15 protein-coding genes are annotated in these 15,978 nt (G+C 55.8%); 5 read left to right on the forward strand and 10 right to left on the reverse strand.

Features of this window, described 5'->3' with window-relative positions:
* The first annotated feature begins 41 nt into the window (after positions 1–41).
* From tpx to Pla144_RS04375, 3 genes are all read left to right on the forward strand, one after another.
* Positions 42–569 carry a thiol peroxidase gene (gene tpx, locus Pla144_RS04365; protein ID WP_146448091.1) on the forward strand — a complete coding sequence of 176 codons (528 nt, stop codon included), beginning with the start codon at positions 42–44 and terminating at the stop codon, positions 567–569.
* A 111-nt stretch (positions 570–680) separates the two neighbouring features.
* Positions 681–1,418, forward strand: coding sequence for an MIP/aquaporin family protein (locus Pla144_RS04370; RefSeq protein ID WP_146448093.1), 738 nt, complete (start codon positions 681–683; stop codon positions 1,416–1,418).
* Positions 1,411–2,961, forward strand: coding sequence for a cytochrome c peroxidase (locus Pla144_RS04375; protein WP_146448095.1), 1,551 nt, complete (start codon positions 1,411–1,413; stop codon positions 2,959–2,961). The genes Pla144_RS04370 and Pla144_RS04375 overlap by 8 nt, the downstream gene beginning before the upstream one ends.
* A 93-nt stretch (positions 2,962–3,054) precedes the next feature.
* Here the strand turns inward: Pla144_RS04375 and Pla144_RS04380 are convergent, their stop codons facing one another.
* Positions 3,055–3,534 (reverse strand): FxsA family protein, encoded by a 480-nt coding sequence (locus tag Pla144_RS04380; RefSeq protein ID WP_146448097.1) that lies wholly within the window; start codon positions 3,532–3,534, stop codon positions 3,055–3,057.
* A 190-nt stretch (positions 3,535–3,724) separates the two neighbouring features.
* Between Pla144_RS04380 and Pla144_RS04385 the strand changes: the two genes are divergently transcribed.
* Both Pla144_RS04385 and Pla144_RS04390 read left to right on the forward strand, forming a co-directional pair.
* On the forward strand, positions 3,725–4,816 hold the full coding sequence (locus Pla144_RS04385; RefSeq protein ID WP_146448099.1) for a PA0069 family radical SAM protein: 1,092 nt from the start codon (positions 3,725–3,727) through the stop codon (positions 4,814–4,816).
* Between the two features lie 53 nt (positions 4,817–4,869).
* Positions 4,870–5,076 carry a hypothetical protein gene (locus Pla144_RS04390; protein ID WP_146448101.1) on the forward strand — a complete coding sequence of 69 codons (207 nt, stop codon included), beginning with the start codon at positions 4,870–4,872 and terminating at the stop codon, positions 5,074–5,076.
* Here the strand turns inward: Pla144_RS04390 and Pla144_RS04395 are convergent.
* The 9 genes from Pla144_RS04395 to Pla144_RS04435 all read right to left on the reverse strand — a co-directional run bounded on the left by Pla144_RS04395 (position 5,044) and on the right by Pla144_RS04435 (position 15,939).
* Positions 5,044–5,556 carry a putative molybdenum carrier protein gene (locus Pla144_RS04395; protein WP_146448103.1) on the reverse strand — a complete coding sequence of 171 codons (513 nt, stop codon included), beginning with the start codon at positions 5,554–5,556 and terminating at the stop codon, positions 5,044–5,046. The genes Pla144_RS04390 and Pla144_RS04395 overlap by 33 nt on opposite strands.
* Positions 5,540–6,499, reverse strand: a complete 960-nt coding sequence (locus tag Pla144_RS04400) for a M48 family metallopeptidase (RefSeq protein ID WP_231936157.1) — start codon at positions 6,497–6,499, stop codon at positions 5,540–5,542. The genes Pla144_RS04395 and Pla144_RS04400 overlap by 17 nt, the downstream gene beginning before the upstream one ends.
* Positions 6,500–6,620: 121 nt before the next feature.
* Entirely contained in the window at positions 6,621–7,820 is a 1,200-nt protein-coding gene (locus Pla144_RS04405; RefSeq protein ID WP_146448105.1) for a prenyltransferase/squalene oxidase repeat-containing protein, read from the reverse strand.
* A 74-nt stretch (positions 7,821–7,894) separates the two neighbouring features.
* Positions 7,895–9,229 carry a prenyltransferase/squalene oxidase repeat-containing protein gene (locus Pla144_RS04410; RefSeq protein WP_146448107.1) on the reverse strand — a complete coding sequence of 445 codons (1,335 nt, stop codon included), beginning with the start codon at positions 9,227–9,229 and terminating at the stop codon, positions 7,895–7,897.
* Between the two features lie 1,589 nt (positions 9,230–10,818).
* Positions 10,819–12,159 (reverse strand): aminotransferase class V-fold PLP-dependent enzyme, encoded by a 1,341-nt coding sequence (locus tag Pla144_RS04415; RefSeq protein WP_146448109.1) that lies wholly within the window; start codon positions 12,157–12,159, stop codon positions 10,819–10,821.
* The gene (gene sufU, locus Pla144_RS04420) at positions 12,156–12,554 is read right to left on the reverse strand and encodes a Fe-S cluster assembly sulfur transfer protein SufU (protein ID WP_146448111.1); all 399 of its coding nucleotides are present in this window, start codon (positions 12,552–12,554) and stop codon (positions 12,156–12,158) included. The genes Pla144_RS04415 and sufU overlap by 4 nt, the downstream gene beginning before the upstream one ends.
* Before the next feature lie 90 nt (positions 12,555–12,644).
* Positions 12,645–14,273 (reverse strand): phytoene desaturase family protein, encoded by a 1,629-nt coding sequence (locus tag Pla144_RS04425; RefSeq protein WP_146448113.1) that lies wholly within the window; start codon positions 14,271–14,273, stop codon positions 12,645–12,647.
* A gap of 122 nt (positions 14,274–14,395) precedes the next feature.
* A complete protein-coding gene (locus Pla144_RS04430; RefSeq protein WP_146448115.1) occupies positions 14,396–14,884 on the reverse strand; it encodes a SixA phosphatase family protein in 489 nt (162 codons plus the stop codon).
* A 32-nt stretch (positions 14,885–14,916) separates the two neighbouring features.
* Positions 14,917–15,939, reverse strand: a complete 1,023-nt coding sequence (locus tag Pla144_RS04435) for a hypothetical protein (protein ID WP_146448118.1) — start codon at positions 15,937–15,939, stop codon at positions 14,917–14,919.
* Between the last annotated feature and the right edge of the window lie 39 nt (positions 15,940–15,978).

Genomic DNA, 15,978 nt, shown 5'->3' on the forward strand with positions numbered 1-15,978 from the left:
GAATTTCACCACCCCCATATTTACATACGAAGGGCCTCACCATGTCACGCACTGGAGCAGTTACGTTCAAAGGCAATCCCCTTACCTTGGCCGGTAAAGAAGTCGAAGTTGGCAAAGCAGCACCCGAATTCAAGCTGCATTACTTTGAAGGAGGCATGAAGGAGATTACTTTGGCCGATGTCAAAGGAAAGCCTACTATTCTCAGTGTCGTTCCCTCGCTCGATACGCCCGTCTGCCAAACACAAACCAAGAAGTTTAACGAAACTCTGGGCGAGCTGGGCGATCGAATCAATGCCCTAACGGTGAGTCTAGACTTGCCCTTTGCAATGAATCGTTTCTGTGGTGCCGAGAGTATCACGAATATCCGTCCCGCCAGCGATTATCAAGATCGCAATTTCGGTAACAACTTCGGGACGCTGATCGAGGAACTGAAGATCATGAGCCGAGCGATCTTTGTACTCGATGCCGATGGCACGGTAGTGTACGCCGAGTATGTCCCCGAGGTTGCCAGCGAGCCAAACTATGATGCCGCCATGGAAGCCCTTCAGAGTCAATTGCAAGCGGCTTAGTTCTGCACTCGCCTTACGTAGCCGGAGGCATGCCTGCCTCTGGGAATACGCGGAATTCTACCCGGAGGGCGTGGCCCTCCGGCTAAGATGGTTTCGTAGTTTAGGATTGCGATGGGAACTTCAAAATGTTTGGTAGCCGAGGCGATAGGCACATTTTTTCTGTGCTTTGCCGGGATTGCGACGATCCTCTCCACCCAGGAACCACTCAATAGTGGGGCGGGGCTCGTGGGGATCGCGCTGGCGCATGGGCTGGCTTTGTCAATCGGTGTGAGCGCCTTTGGGGGAATCAGCGGGGGGCATCTAAATCCAGCAGTGACGATTGGTTTGTTGGTCACTGGGCGCATTACGCCTCCCCTAGCTGTGCAGTACATCCTCGCGCAACTCGCGGGAGCTGTCGTTGCAGCTTGGGCTTGTCTTGCGTTCTTCCCTGCCGCGGCAGTTGAATCGGCCAAACTGGGAATTCCGCTTCCCGGCGTGATGCCCGGCCCCGATGTGGCTTGGCCGACGGTTGGCATTATTCTCGGAGTGGAATTCGTGCTTACGTTCCTCCTGATGACGGCCGTCTTCGGCACGGCGGTGGATGAGCGTGGCCAGGTGGTTAATATCGGCGGCTTTGCCATCGGGCTGACGGTAACGTTTGATATTCTCGCCGCAGGCGCCATCACGGGAGCCTCAATGAATCCGGCCCGTTCATTTGGCCCGGCATTTATCTACAAGATAATGGGTGGCGAGGGTGGTGCTGACGCATTTGCATTGCATTGGTGTTACTGGTTGGCTCCTGTTGCGGGTGCTGTAGTAGCAGCTTTGGTTTACGACAAACTTTTATTGGGAAATGAGAAAAATGGGTAGGTTTCTGGCAATCGTGATTGCACTCGTCGTGGTCGCGCTATTGATTAACAATTGGCAATCGGAACGGAAACCGACGACGAAATCTGAGGAAGACGCCCCTGTAGTTGCACCTGCAGCAAAGGCTCCTGCTACCGTTGCTCCCAAGAAGCTTGCCGAACTCAATGAAAAAGTGGCAGAGGCCGCGAGCGGGGCAGCACCAAAGAAACTCGCCGCGCTGAAAGAAACCGTCAAGGAATCTGTAGAAGCGAAAGTGCAGCCGACGGCGGAGGCCGCTTCAGCAGCCAAGGTTTCAAAGCCTGAGCCGAATCCCCAGTCCGCTACGAAGCCAGAACCCAAAGCAGAGTCAAAACCTAAGCCCCAGCCCAGCACGAATCCTGAAACCGTGAAACTCGGCGATGGCGCTCTCCTAGGCGGTATCCCCGGCGAAGGGGATCTGACTGTCGAACAGATCGAAACCTGGATTGCCGATCCTAAGAACAGCGTGGTGGTGGAGCCTGAACTCCCTCTGGGTCTTGCCGCCGGTGCCGCGGGAATTGTAGGACTCGAAGAGAATCCTCTTACTCGCGCGAAGATCGAGTTGGGTCGACAGTTGTATTTTGATACCCGACTTTCCGTTGACGATTCGATAAGTTGTGCCAGCTGCCACGATCCAGAACTTGGTTACGCTAAAAACACTCGTTTTGGAGTGGGTGTAAGAAAACAAGAGGGTAACCGAAACTCTCCAGTGGCTTACAATCGCATCCTTAGCGGGGCGCAATTCTGGGATGGTCGCGCTGCTTCGCTGGAAGATCAGGCGATTGGACCAATGGCCAATCCCATCGAAATGGGTAGTACCCATGAAGTTGTGATCCAGACTATCTCCAAGATCCCTGGCTATAAAAAACAGTTCGAGGTTATTTTTGAAGACGGCGCGACGATTGAAAACGCTGGCAAAGCGATTGCCAGTTTTGAGCGTACCCTGGTGACGGGGCCCGCACCGTGGGACTACTACCAGGAGCTACAGAATTTCGAACGGGCCTATGCAGCCGACATCGAAGATCTCGACGCCCTTCAGGAAGAGGACGAAGAACTCTACGACGAATACATGGAGCTAAAGAAGGCGAGTGAGGCCAATCCCATTAGTGAGTCAGCCATTCGTGGCGGCGAACTTTTCTTCAGCGACAAGTCTGGCTGCACCGCCTGCCATGTGGGGGCCAATTTCACCGATGAGAAGTATCACAATCTCGGCGTGGGAATGGATGCCGACGAGCCGGACTTGGGGCGATATGAGGTGACGAAAGAAGATGTCGATCGCGGGGCATTCAAGACGCCGACCGTTCGCAATATCGCGTTCTCTGGCCCCTACATGCACGATGGTTCACAGGAGACACTCGAAGAAGTCGTCGAATGGTACGCCAAGGGGGGGCACCCGAATCCTTACTTAAGCGAGAAAGTCAAAAAGCTTGATCTCACAGACCAGGATAAGGCCGACTTAGTGGCGTTTATGAAGGAAGGGCTGACTGGGTCTTTCCCACCTGTCGAGCAAGGTCGCCTGCCGAAGTGAGAAATGGGGGGAATCTGGGAATAGGGGAATGGAAGGAAGTGGGGAATGGGAGGAATGTGAATTTCCCTCATTCCCCAATTCCTTACATTCCTCCTATTTCTTTACTTCCCTTTCTTCCACAACGTGGGAATCGATCACTTTTGCATCGACCACGGTTGAATTGCCGCGCACAGTATCTTCACCGGTGCCATCCCACATGTTGACCGATTGCACGCGGACATTTTTCGCGATCCAGTGGCGGACCCCCTTCATCACCAGGGAGCGGAAAGGCGGAATCAAAAGCGCCAATCCAAAACAGTCAGTGAGAATGCCCGGGGTGATCAAGAGCAGCCCGGCGACCAGGATCAATGCCCCATCGCCCAAAGCCTTAGCGGGCAGCATCCCCTGTTGCATCTCGCTCTGCAAACGATTGAGCGCTTGAAAGCCTTGCCAACGGGCCAATGCCGCTCCGGCAATTCCCGTAGCCAAGACGACGGCAATCGTGGTCCAGAAACCGAAGACACCGCTCAATTGGACCAGGAGCCAAAGCTCGGTCAGGGGGAGCAGCGTGAATAGTAGTACGAGTTGGAGCATGATGTCTTTATGGTAGAGGGTAGGGGGGGAGAATAGTAGTGCTTGCGAAAATGTCAGCCTGAGGGAGCCTTGGCTTCCGATGAATCTAGTTTTTCATATGTGCGATCCAGATCCCTCGGTCGCCAAGGCTCCCTCGGGATGACATACTCACCTTGACTTCCATGGCATGTGCGCATGTATACTATACGGCATGGCGCACGAACCACACCAATCACCCAAGATTCGCGGACGCGGGGCGGGGATTCAACCGGCCAATCCTTATCTCTCGGTTTCGCAGGAGACCGACTGGGAGCATGTTGCCGAGGATGAAGACTATCTGGCTGAGTTGGGGCGGCCGCGGACCGTTTGTTTGCCGGATGAGTCGCAGTCGATCATCAGCGAAAATGATAGCCCGGATATTCCCTTTCGTTTCAGCGTGAATCCCTATCGCGGCTGTGCCCATGGGTGCAGCTATTGCTACGCAAGACCTACGCACGAGTATCTAGGCTTCTCGGCTGGAGTCGACTTTGAAACGAAGGTCATGGTCAAGTATCGCGCTGCGGAACTCCTGCGAAATTGGCTCGCGCGACCTGCCTGGCGACCTGAGCCGATTATGTTTTCGGGAGTCACCGATTGCTATCAGCCCGTCGAGCGAGAGTTTCGTCTGACGCGATCCTGCCTGGAGGTAGTGCTCGAAGCGAACCAGCCCGTGAATCTCATCACGAAGAATGCACTCGTGCTGCGGGACTTGGATCTCTTGAGCGAACTCGCGGCGAGGAATTTGGTTCGGGTGGCGGTGAGCATCACCAGCCTCGACCAAGGACTCACCCGGGTGATGGAGCCCCGCACTAGCAGCCCGGCGGCTCGATTGGCAGCCGTCGAAAAGCTCTCGGCGGCGGGCATCTCGACATTCGTCATGGCAGCGCCGATTATTCCCGGCCTCAACGACAGCGAACTTCCCACTATTCTGAAATCAGCCAGCGAAGCTGGTGCCCGGGGGGCGTCGTTTGTCCTGCTCAGGCTCCCAACAACAGTCCGACCCGTGTTCTTCGAGTGGTTAGAGCGCGAGCTTCCCGATCAGGCGGAAAAAATTAAGAATCGAATTCGTTCGACTCGCAATGGTCGCACCAACAGTGCCCACTTTGGCGAGCGAATGCGAGGGACCGGGGAGATTGCCGATCAGATCGCGCAGACATTCCGTGTCTTCGCGGCCAAGTACGGGTTGGCGGGTAGACTGCCACCGCTCGATTGTAGCCAATTCCGTCCTCCGCGCACTGAAAATGGACAGATGTCGTTGTTCTAGGCAGGGGCACCCGTCATGTTTCCCATTTGGGATTGAAGGCGTAAAATACATGCATGAATGAAAAGCAATCACGCGCTGGATTTCCCGCTTGGGCCGCACCGGGTATTGGCTTGGTGGTCGGTACGTTCCTGGCCTACACCACCCTACTTCAGAATGAGCCACTCTCACCTTTGCCACCACTGACCACGCTGGCGCTTGGGGCGGGGATTGGCTGTGCGGCTGGCGGGCTAGTCGGCCTCGGCGAATGTCTGCGACGTTAATGCTGCGGAAAGCACCGCGCTGACGAAGGCACCGATGTCAGGTTCCTGAGATGCGCGCGGGCCGGCAACATTTAATCGCTCGACTTGGTGCTCGAGAATGAATTCTGCGATTCGCTCTCCCGCTTCGCTGACCGACGGGGTCTCTTCCTGAGCGATGTGTAGGCACGGTTTCCCTTCGCGATCGGCAACCGCGAGGGTAAGTGCCGACCCGCCGGTGGCTTGTGCTTGAGCAGTGATTACCAAAGTGGCATCCGAGTCGCGGACATTCCAGCGGGTCCGCTGGTCGTATTTTGGACTGGACGTTTCTTGCAGATCGTATTGCAAGTCGAGGGGACCATCCTCGGCGCGTCTGCCGCGCGGGCACCAACCAGCGTGGTCTAATCCCAACCGGATGGCGAAATCGAGCGCTGCACGGTCGGCTCCCGTTTGTCCGCCCGAGACGATGGTGAGAGGCAATTCCATGTTATTGTCGCAACCCATCGGGGACACCATCGGGGAAGTATTTCTTAATGGCTGCATCGATGTAGGCGACACGATTGGCAGGTTTAGGGTGCGTGCTTAAGAACTCTGGCGGGCTTGCGCCACCAGCCGCCTCATCGAGAATACGCATGACCCCTTCCATGGCACGAGGATCGTAGCCAGCCTGATAGGTGAGCTTCACTCCCCAGTCGTCAGACTCTAGTTCCGCCTCGCGCCCATATTTCATGAAGATCGCCGAGGAGACCATCTGGGCCATTTGTGCGCTCTGCTGATTTCCACCCAGCACTCCGATCGCTCCTGCCAAGCCTTGAAACAAACCCTGCCGGGCCATCTGCTTGTTTCCATGTCGCGAGATGACATGGCCGATCTCATGCCCCAAAACACCCGCGAGCTGACCTTCGGTTTCCAGGGCACGATAGAGGGCCTCGGTAATGAAGACCTGACCACCGGGAAGTGCAAAGGCGTTGACTGTTTTGGGATCGGCGAGCAATGTGAATTGAAATGCCTTTTCATAAGGATTGTGGCGATTCGCATCGGGATGTGCTTTGTTGTATTCGTCGAGTTGACGATCAAGCCCTTCCAACAGCCGCCAACCGACTTGTTGCACTTGTTGCTGGGCGGCGACATTGCGAGAGGGGCCGCCATGCATGCTGACCATTTCCGGTTTGGCCTGAAGTCCCAATTGGATTTCGTCCCCTTCGTCTGCCATTGCAACTTTTTCGACCTCACCGGTGACTTCGTTCAGGTCTCCCGGTTTAGTGACGTAGCTGATGAAAGCAAACGCCGCGATGGCCAGGGCGATTAATAAGCGGATCTTGAATGAGCTGCCGGATCCCCCTCTTCCCCTTGAACCCCCAAACATCGGTCGTCGATCCTGACCATAGTTGGCAGCTCGGCGTTGCTGCTGGGGAAAGGGAAAACGCATGGACGTAGTTCGAGACATGGTTTCAACTCGCACAAGAAATGGGTGGTTAACGAGCGTTCACTATAGCAAAAAAGGATCGTCTGAAAACCCAATGCCCTGGGATTAGCAACGCCCAGGAATTGCCATCCCTGGCCGTTATTTACGGCAGACAATTTATCAGTGCCACCACCGCTAGCGCGGTGGCCAAGAGGGGCTCGTCTTCCTTCATCAGCGGGCTAACGGTGTTCATGAAACTGCCGTCTTCGCGCTGGTGTTTCAAAACGGTGGCAGCAAGGGCTGCGCGATCTTCGGCAGGAAAACTGAGTGATCGATACACTTCGGCCCGCGCGGCGTAATGGTAGAACTCGATCGCTTCTCCCCAGGGTTCGGGGTGGTCGGTTGGCACCCCTTGAGGGTAGTCGATATTTGTATGTTTTTTGAGCCATTCGACCGCGGCGGTCACACGCTCGTCATCCTTCGGCACTCCCGCCGCAAGCAGGGCAAGGATGCCATCGCAGGTGGCAGTGGCGTAGCTCCGCCAACAGTTGGCATTGTCGTCAAAGCGGCCCTTGTTGGCAGCCAGCACCACGGGGGAAAAATAAAATCCACCGTCGAAAGGGATTTCTGTGGGCCGCGTCACACCCTCTGGAACTGGTTGCAAAGAGAAGGTTTCAGGGTGCTTTTGCATGACTGCCAGAAATCGGCATGCCTTATCACCACGCGCAGAACTCCCGTCGTTGGTGTAGGGCAATCCCAGTGACCGAAATACTGCGTCAATCGCACGGCGTGTATGTGCCAAGTCCATGTGACCAGGCTCACCTGCTTGCTTTGCCTTATCAAAACCCCACCCACCGTAAGTCGGCATCCCAACATGAAATCCGCTCGCCTCGTCGAACTGAGCGTTGCGAAGAAACTGGCCCATCTTGATGAGATGGCGGTTTAATTCAGCTTTTTCTTCAGTACTCGCTTCGTAGCCAAGGCGTTGCATGCGAGCAATCGCCATCACCGCATAAGCCGTACTGTAGACCGGGTATTCGAGAATGTCTGGATCGCTCCGGCCGAGTGCCCCTTCGTCGTCGAGATGGGAGACAATAAGCCGCACCGCCCGCAGCGCCTTTTCGGCTTCATCGCTGGAAAGCGAGTCGCTGCTCTCCAGTAGCGTGTGCAGGACAAACGGCGTGAGGGCCTGTCCAGAGCGCAACACTGCATACTGCTCACTCCGCCAGGAACCATCTGCGTGTTGTTGGCTCCAGAGATAATCAACCGCACTGGAAAGGGCTTGTTGCGGCACTTTTTTTTCTGCAGCTTCAAGCAAACTCGGTGTCATCAACACTAAGAGAATGAGCAGTGTGCGAATCATGCTTGCAACTCGGAGTGAAAAGTGAACGCCCAGGGATTCCAATCCCTGGGCGTTGGGCTTGGTAAAAAGAAACACTACTTCCCCGCGTCGGCCATATGGTGGCTGTTGGTGCGGCGGGCCATGTCGCTCAGGAACTCGGCATCATTCTCGGTCGTGAGGCATTGCACTACGGCTGCCGTGCAGAACACAGGGCTGGTGATGCAGTGGTGGCCACTCCAGGAGCCATCGCCGTTTTGCACTTTTTCCAGTCGCGTGGCCATCTTGCCGTTCCAGGCTTGGAACTTTTCCTTGGCGGCGATCACTAGCGACTCGCTGGTCATCAAGTAACTGAGATATTCCTCGCCGCCGTTGTTACCAAACCCGCTCAGCAGTTTTTCGTCACCGAGACGATCAATCTGGGCCGCGTTCTGTTCGGCAGCTTCAGCCAATTTACGAGCAGCACCTCCAGTAACACCGGCGATTCGCAAGGAACTTTCATCCACAGGAGCACTGGCAGCCAGTTTGCCCTCGGCTTTCGCTTTGTAGACACGCGACTGGGCTTCCTGGGCATCGGCGGCATTGGCACGAAGCGAACCGTTGAAGGCATACAATTCGACACCAGCCGCAGCGGAAGCGTCGGCCTTGCCACTCTTCGAGTCGAAGTTTCCCTTTTGATAGTTGCGGGCCTTTTCCAGCACGTCTTTGTCAATCTCCTTACCATTGGCCGCGGCGATTTCCAGTGCCGAGCAAGACAGTGACGATTGCAACACGGGCGCCCAACCGCCACCCTGGCCCCAACTGCCGTCGGCTTGCTGCGACACCTGCAGTTTGGCGAGGCACTTGTCGATGGCAGAATCAACTCGCTTGTGCATCGCTTCGTCCTGTTCGACCAACGGCAACATGCGAGAGAGATACTGCGACGTCATGGCCGTATCAACGTAACGGCCCAGCTTGATCTGCGGCTGGGTTCCTTCGATGTCGGTGATCAACGGGCCTTCGATTTTTGATTTTTCGACGGCCGTTAGTAGATACTCCAGGCCGCGCTTAGCTTGCGATTGGTAGAGTCCCTCTACGGGCGTATGACCAGCCCGCATTAAGGAGAGCAAAGTGAAAGCAGTCGTGGCAGGATCGGTCTGGACAACGTGCGGATCGATGATGCTCTGCTGAGCATGCGAACCACCCCCCCAGCCGCCGTCGTTGTGTTGGGCTGCGATCAGCCAAGCAATTCCCTTTTGCAGGAAATCAGGGAGATTGCCGGGAGTCATCGGTTGGGGCTCTGGCTTGGGTTCGTTCTCAGCGACAATCTGATCGACGACTTGACTGGTGGCCGCTGCAGCTGGGTCTTCAGCGGCAGGCTTGGCAAAAAGCAAACACGTTGAATTTGCTGCTAGAACAACCAGCGCAGCAGCACATGTTCGGGAAAAATTCATGACGGGGCTCCTCTCATTTTGGGAACTACGGGACGGAAAAGTGTGCCGACGCGGGTCGGTTACAGCTTTCGACGCAGCCCATGGGGAAAGAGTTCCCCAAATTTTTTCACGATGCAGCTAGAGACTGGATAGCTCAAGAAAACTGCGTAGAACGATGAATCCGACGCGTTCTCGGAATTTCAGTTTTTGACGGCGGATTGGCGTGCCGCCTCTAACAACACAGTTTCGCTGCGAACTCGCAGATTTTGTCGAAAGAGAGCAGAAAAGGTACAATACGCGATGCTGATTGATTGCCTTTGAACAATTTTTGTTTGCAAAGAAACTTGCCAAATGAGTCGGCTGGCTACCCTTGTCAGTATATCAAGTAGCACTAGGTTACTTATGCAACTAATTTCACGTTTGAAACAAATCAACAGGCGTGACATGTTCCTGAAAGCTCTCTTCGCGATTGCAATCGCCGAAGGTATCGGTCTAGCTTACCTACTAATCTGGTACGCCAGGCTTATGGGTTGGTTAGTGCCGATGGCCATGGTCTTCGGGTTAATATTGCCTCTTCTGGCCGAATGGAAAGTACGGTCATTAGCATTGCGTTTTGCTCAATGTCGATTCCGATTTGGTTTACGGAGCCTACTAACGACCTTTGCGATTGCAAGCGTTTTTTTGTGGTTCACTACTTTCGCTATTCACGGACTAAAATATCGCGAAAGACGTGCCGTGCGAAATCTGGAGGCAGCTGGTGCAGAAATTGACTTTGTGGGAATGACTTCCTCATGGAGTGAATCAATCTGGATGGCTTTGATGTTAGGGTCAGACTCCAAAGTACGGCAGTTTCATGTCCGATATAGAGATGTTGCTCCTGGTACTCTTCAACTTCTACTCCAATTGCCAGAAGTCGTCGATTTGCGTGTCGGGGGTTCACGATTGAGCGACTCAGACCTGCGTATCATAAGTCAGTTACAAAACCTACGGCGTCTGAGTGTCGGAAATTGGAATAGCACGCAGATCTCCGACAATGGCGTCAAATGGCTTAGCAGTCTATCGAATCTTCATCACCTGCACCTTAACGCACCGGGAATTACTGACGCTGGAATAGAACACCTCTCAGGTCTAAGCAATCTCCAATCACTTAGTCTTACGAATACTGGTGTCACGGATGCTGCCCTACCGCAAATCTGTCGTCTTAGGTCGCTCCGTACTTTGGGATTGATGGCACCGGGCATCACGAACACCAGTATGTCAAAATTACAATCTCTACCTGAACTTCTGGCCTTGGACATCCGAGGTGCAAGCATTTCTGATGCGGGTCTAGATGATATAGCGAAATGCGAGCACATAAACACGCTCTACATTTCCAAGTCTCAAGTATCCAAATCCGGGCCTATAACTCCAAAAGGCGTGCAAGAGTTGCGGAGACGGCTGCCCGATTTACGTATACGAAATTGAACTATCGCCAACATAGGTGGGTATAAGCCGTACCTCATCACCGAGGCGATGTTTAGGCTAACATGGGCAAGCGGTTTTTCATCGACCCGTGTTTTATACGGACCTTTTGCAACTAGCATCAGTGAAACAACAACGCACCTTCGCCCTTAGCGAACAATCCTGTTCCTATGGTCTTCAGACCCCACTTTGGGTGTGGGGTATTGTTGTTGCGATCGCCGTTTTCGCCCGCGCGGAGCGAACATCGCCTGCACGGCGGCGATTCCTTCCAGCAGCCGATCCACTTCCTCGGGTCGGTTGTAGAGATAGAAACTCGCCCGGGTGCTGGCTGAGAGGCCCAGCAGTCTGTGTAGCGGCTGGGTGCAATGATGACCGGCTCGCACGGCGACGCCAAAACGGTCGTTGAGCACTTGGGCGAATTCATGGGCGTGGATTTTCTCGAAAGCAAAACTCACTAAGCTGGTGCGAAACTCGGGTGCAGGACCGAGGATCCGCAGTCCCTCGATCTGGCTCAATTGCTCATATGCGTAATCGACTAATGCCTGCTCGTGGCGATGTATAGCGTCGAGCCCTACGGCTTGCAAATAATCGATGGCTGCCGACATGGCGATGGCGGGGACGATGGGGGGCGTGCCTGCTTCGAACTTGGCCGGCAACTCGGCAGGGGTAAACCCGTCGAGCCGCACTTCGTTGATCATACTTCCGCCACCCAAGAACGGTGGCATCGCATCGAGCAATGCTTCCTTGCCATAAAGGATGCCGACTCCCGAGGGGCCGAGCATCTTGTGTCCGCTGAATGCCAGGAAGTCACAGTCCCAGGCGGCGACATCGGTAACCATATGTGGTACGCTCTGCGCGGCATCGACCAACACCAGAGCCCCCACGGCGTGGGCCTGGGCGATGATTTCAGCAATGGGGTTCACGGTCCCTAGTGTGTTCGAGACGCTGGTGACGGCCACGAGTTTCGTACGATCGCTCAAAAGTTTTGCGAACGCATCCATGTCGAGTCGACCATCTTCGGTGATTGGCACATGTTTAAGCGTAGCACCCGTCTTGGCTGCGACCTGCTGCCAGGGAACCAAATTTGAGTGGTGCTCCATGACGGTGGTCAGGATTTCGTCACCGGGACGGAGATTGGTCTCACCCCAACTGCGGGCGACCAGATTGATTGAGCCGGTAGTTCCTTGCGTGAAAATAACTTCATGTGAGTTGGCAGCCCCGATGAAGCGAGCCACCTTTTCACGGGCTTCTTCGTATTGCTCGGTGCTGCGTTCGCTGAGTGTATGAATGCCTCGGTGGACATTCGCATAGTCATGTTCGTAGACCCGGGCGATCATGTCGATCACCTGTCGGGGACGTTGTGTGCTGGCGGCATTATCGAGAAACACCAGAGGATGTCCGTCTAGCACATCGTCATTGAGAATAGGAAAATCTGCGCGGAGCGATTCGGGCAGCAGGGCCGACGCGTCGATGGAAGCCAGTGCACTCATGTTTTGTCAGACCTTTCGACGGGGGCATGCACCGCCGATTGCAGTACCTTCCACGAAAGCAGGCAGCACTTCTGCCGATTGGGAGTGAGCCGTGGTCCGTAGAGTTCCAGCATGTCCGCTGCAGAGAACTGTTTGATATCGTCGACCGTTTTCCCCTGGAGTTTCTCGAGGAGCATCGAGGCCGAGGCTTGGCTGATGACACAACCTTCGCCGTTGAAATAGGCATCGACGATTTTTCCCGCTTCATCCAGTTGCAACTCGATCCGCACCACGTCCCCGCACAAAGGATTCTTGTCCTCGTGAGCATGTGTGGCAGCGGGGAGCGTGCCGCGATGAAACGGGTCCTCGTAGTGATCGAGGATATGGTCCTGATAGAGTTCTTCTTCGGAGGGCATGGGGGGGAATGTTAGATTTATGATGTCTGATTGCTGATGGGAAGTTGCTCTACCATCTACCTTCCCACATCTAACATTGAACTTCTAGTGCTACCACGGTTTATCCCGCAGGATTTCGGTGGCGGCATTGCGGCCGCAGGCGCCCATGACGCCTCCTCCGGGATGGCTGGCGGCACCGCAGAGATACAGGCCAGGGACGGGCGTGCGGTGGTCGGCCCAGCCTGCGACGGGGCGGAAGCAGTAGAGCTGGTGCATTGGCATGGCGCCCTGCATGATGTTGCCGCCGGTGATGCCGAAAGTGCGTTCTAAATCGAGGGGCGTGAGAATCTGGCGGTGTTCAATTGCGCTGGGAATGTTGGGGGCGTACTGGGCGAGTGTCTCGACGCAACGGTCGCCGAAGGATTCTTTGATATCGTCCCAATTCCCATCGACAAGTTTGTAGGGAGCAAACTGCACGAACATCGAGAGGATATGCTTTCCCGGCGGGGCAATCGAAGAATCGACGCTGGTGGCCATCGTGCATTCGAGAATTGGGTGCTCACTGGGCCGACCGTACTTGGCATCGTCATAGGCGCGTTCCAAGTAATCGAGCGACGGGCCGATGTGCATCGTGCCGTGATGATGGGGCCCTACGCCGTCGCCGGGGATGCAGGTGAATCGGGGAGGCTCGCTGAGTGCGAGGTTTACTTTGGCTGAGGCCGAAGAATAATCGATCCGTGCGACCGCCTCGCGAAATTCCTCGGGCAACACGTCGGGAGCCAACAGTCGCTCGAAGGTGAGATGGGCGTCGACACTCGAAGCCACCACTCTTGCGGAAAGCTGCGAACCGTCTTCGAGTCCCACGCCGCATGTACCATGTTTATCTGTGTGGATGGCATGAACGGGTGCCTCGCGACGGATTTCGGCTCCAAGATCGACACACGCAGCAGCGATGGCATCGGACAGGGCTCCCATCCCACCCTGCACATAGCCCCAGACACCCCGCGCGCCGCCGGCCTCACCCATCACATGGTGCAATAGGACGTAGGCACTGCCAGGCGAACTGATGGAAGTAAACGCCCCAATGATCGCATCTGTGGCCAGGGTAGCGCGCAATACATCGGATTCGAACCAGCGTTCGAGGATCGGCCGCGCTGCTCCCGTGAGCAACTCTACCGCCTCTGGCAGGTCGGCACCAAGCGACTTGATGGCGTTGTGCATGTCGAGCACCTTCTTGCCATCGCGGAGGCGTTTGCCGATGCCGATCTTGCGCCAGGACTTGGGCAGTGGCAAAGGATCGGGGGCTGCCTCGCCGAGCACCGGTTCCAAAGTTGCGGCAACACGCTCCAGCAATGCCTCGTAACGCGGATAGGCTGCCGCGTCGCGCATGCTGAACTTGCCGATTTCGCGTTGGTTGAGTGCGGCGTCAGGTCCCATCAACAAACTGCGCCCATCGGGTAACGGCGTGAACGAAGAAGGGCTCCGCGGCAAGATATTAAGCCCGTATTCCTTGAGCCGCAATTCACGCAAGATTTGCGTTTGAAACAGGCTGATCACATAGGCGGCAGTCGAAACCTTGTAACCGGGCCAGAGTTCTTCGGTCGAAGCGCAACCACCAAGCACATGGCGGCGCTCTAGGACACACACCTTGCGGCCTGCTTTAGCGAGATAAGCCGCCGTAACCAATCCATTGTGCCCCCCGCCGATGATGATGCAGTCATACGATCCGTGTTTGGCCATCGTGTACCTTCCATGCCGATGAATGAATTCGTCGAATCCGAATTGTACAGAAGCTGAGAGCCTAGAGTCGAGAGCCAACGAGCCAGATGATTGGCTCTCGACTCTAGACTTTCAGCTTTAGATTAGACTCCCAATACTTTGGCGGTGGCGAGCCACATGAGTTCTCCCGCACCGGGGACAATCCCTTCGTCCATACGGACGGAAGCGACGGAGCCCTTGGCAAACCGCAGGCTGGCGCCCGAGTCACCTACCAGGGCAGCGGTGAGCCAACCAACATCGGGGGCGTGACCGACCCAACAGACCGATTCACATTCGGAGTCTCGAGACCATTTCAGCAGGGCTTCGAAACTGCTGCCGGGCTCCAAGGCATCCAATGGCACCACGTCCGGCTTCTGGGAAGTGTATTCGGCAATAATCTCGGCCGTCTGCGCGCAGCGAGTATAGGGGCTGGTTGCCACAAGCTCAGGTGCGAATCCTCGTTCGGCGAGCGTCTGCACGACCTGCATGTAGCGTTCGGCCCCCTCGGGTTCCAGTTCGCGCTGCGAATCATCGGGCCAACGGGGGTCGCCGAATTCATAGGCCCAGGCGTGTCGTGCGATGAAGATGTTCATGGGTGGTGAGTAGGTGAGTGTGTGAGTGAGTGCTATCGTTCGCGCCAGAGGTCGGTGTCTTTGATGTCTAGCTGGTTTTGTCGATCTGCGATGGCAGCCTTGAATCGCTTGGCATCCAGCGGGTAACCAGCCGTCGGTTTCAGGCCGGGGACTTGTCGACACCAGTAATCATTAAATGCCCGCATGGCGAGTTCACGGTGGTATTTGGCAGTCATCGAAGCGAGTGCCACGGGGAGTTCAGCTTCTCCTTTGGTGCGGAAACGAATCTCGGTCCGCGATTCGTTCGGCCCCCAGGCATAGTGACTCACCGGTCCACTCTCGGCAAGTGTGTCGATCCACTGGTCGGGAAAATAATGTTGCAATAGGGCAAGGTAGCGATTGCGGCTGCCGTGCTTATCGCAAGTGATGAAGAGGGATCTGGGAGCTTGGGGCGGGGGGGTGGGGAGAGAGTCGACAACTTCGCGCACCAAGCCGATCGATACGTGTGACAATGCGGCGCCTTTGGTGCCGAAGTGGGTGATGAGCTCGTTGAACTCGCGGGGGAAGACCATGCGAGTTTGAAGGGTGTGGAGGCGTGCACCCGCGAACCCGCAAGCGGAGGTGAAGCGTGTGGACAGTTCGCTGATTTCGTCTGCGCTCGTATCGATTGGCAGCAGACAATCGTAATCCGCGTACCACGGAACCTCCGGTGTGTACCGTCCAACGAGCGCCACCCAGTTAGCCGACACGGTTCCACTGCCGTTCAAAGCGACTAACACGCCGCGTTCTAGTTGTCGGAGTCCCGAGCCGGGTTTGTAGAGCTGCTTGGAGTCGGCGATGGCGAGATGGGTGGTAGAATGAGAGGGCGAGACGATCTCTGCTAGGCGCGAGTAGAGGTCAAATTCAGTCGCACTCCGCTTACGCACGACGGCTAAAACGTTGCCAGTTTTCTGCTCTCGCCACTCGAAACTCGAAACTCGGAACTCGTCCTCCACCCACCATGCGGACGCAGCCACGACAAGGGGTCCCAGGTTCGGTCCGTATCCCGCTTCGTCGATGCCGATGAGCCAAGTCATGGGGGTGAGTATAGCGGGTGGCGAGCGTTGTTAGAAGTT

It is taken from the genome of Bythopirellula polymerisocia, assembly GCF_007860015.1.
In the GTDB taxonomy this organism is placed as follows: Bacteria; Planctomycetota; Planctomycetia; order Pirellulales; family Lacipirellulaceae; genus Bythopirellula; species Bythopirellula polymerisocia.

Excerpts from the sequence above, each read along its gene's own strand:
- tpx (WP_146448091.1), top strand. The coding sequence starts at position 42 with ATGTCACGCACTGGAGCAGTTACGTTCAAAGGCAATCCCCTTACCTTG.
- Pla144_RS04370 (WP_146448093.1), top strand. The coding sequence starts at position 681 with ATGGGAACTTCAAAATGTTTGGTAGCCGAGGCGATAGGCACATTTTTT.
- Pla144_RS04375 (WP_146448095.1), top strand. The coding sequence starts at position 1,411 with ATGGGTAGGTTTCTGGCAATCGTGATTGCACTCGTCGTGGTCGCGCTA.
- Pla144_RS04380 (WP_146448097.1), bottom strand. The coding sequence starts at position 3,534 with ATGCTCCAACTCGTACTACTATTCACGCTGCTCCCCCTGACCGAGCTT.
- Pla144_RS04385 (WP_146448099.1), top strand. The coding sequence starts at position 3,725 with ATGGCGCACGAACCACACCAATCACCCAAGATTCGCGGACGCGGGGCG.
- Pla144_RS04390 (WP_146448101.1), top strand. The coding sequence starts at position 4,870 with ATGAATGAAAAGCAATCACGCGCTGGATTTCCCGCTTGGGCCGCACCG.
- Pla144_RS04395 (WP_146448103.1), bottom strand. The coding sequence starts at position 5,556 with ATGGGTTGCGACAATAACATGGAATTGCCTCTCACCATCGTCTCGGGC.
- Pla144_RS04400 (WP_231936157.1), bottom strand. The coding sequence starts at position 6,499 with ATGTCTCGAACTACGTCCATGCGTTTTCCCTTTCCCCAGCAGCAACGC.
- Pla144_RS04405 (WP_146448105.1), bottom strand. The coding sequence starts at position 7,820 with ATGATTCGCACACTGCTCATTCTCTTAGTGTTGATGACACCGAGTTTG.
- Pla144_RS04410 (WP_146448107.1), bottom strand. The coding sequence starts at position 9,229 with ATGAATTTTTCCCGAACATGTGCTGCTGCGCTGGTTGTTCTAGCAGCA.
- Pla144_RS04415 (WP_146448109.1), bottom strand. The coding sequence starts at position 12,159 with ATGAGTGCACTGGCTTCCATCGACGCGTCGGCCCTGCTGCCCGAATCG.
- sufU (WP_146448111.1), bottom strand. The coding sequence starts at position 12,554 with ATGCCCTCCGAAGAAGAACTCTATCAGGACCATATCCTCGATCACTAC.
- Pla144_RS04425 (WP_146448113.1), bottom strand. The coding sequence starts at position 14,273 with ATGGCCAAACACGGATCGTATGACTGCATCATCATCGGCGGGGGGCAC.
- Pla144_RS04430 (WP_146448115.1), bottom strand. The coding sequence starts at position 14,884 with ATGAACATCTTCATCGCACGACACGCCTGGGCCTATGAATTCGGCGAC.
- Pla144_RS04435 (WP_146448118.1), bottom strand. The coding sequence starts at position 15,939 with ATGACTTGGCTCATCGGCATCGACGAAGCGGGATACGGACCGAACCTG.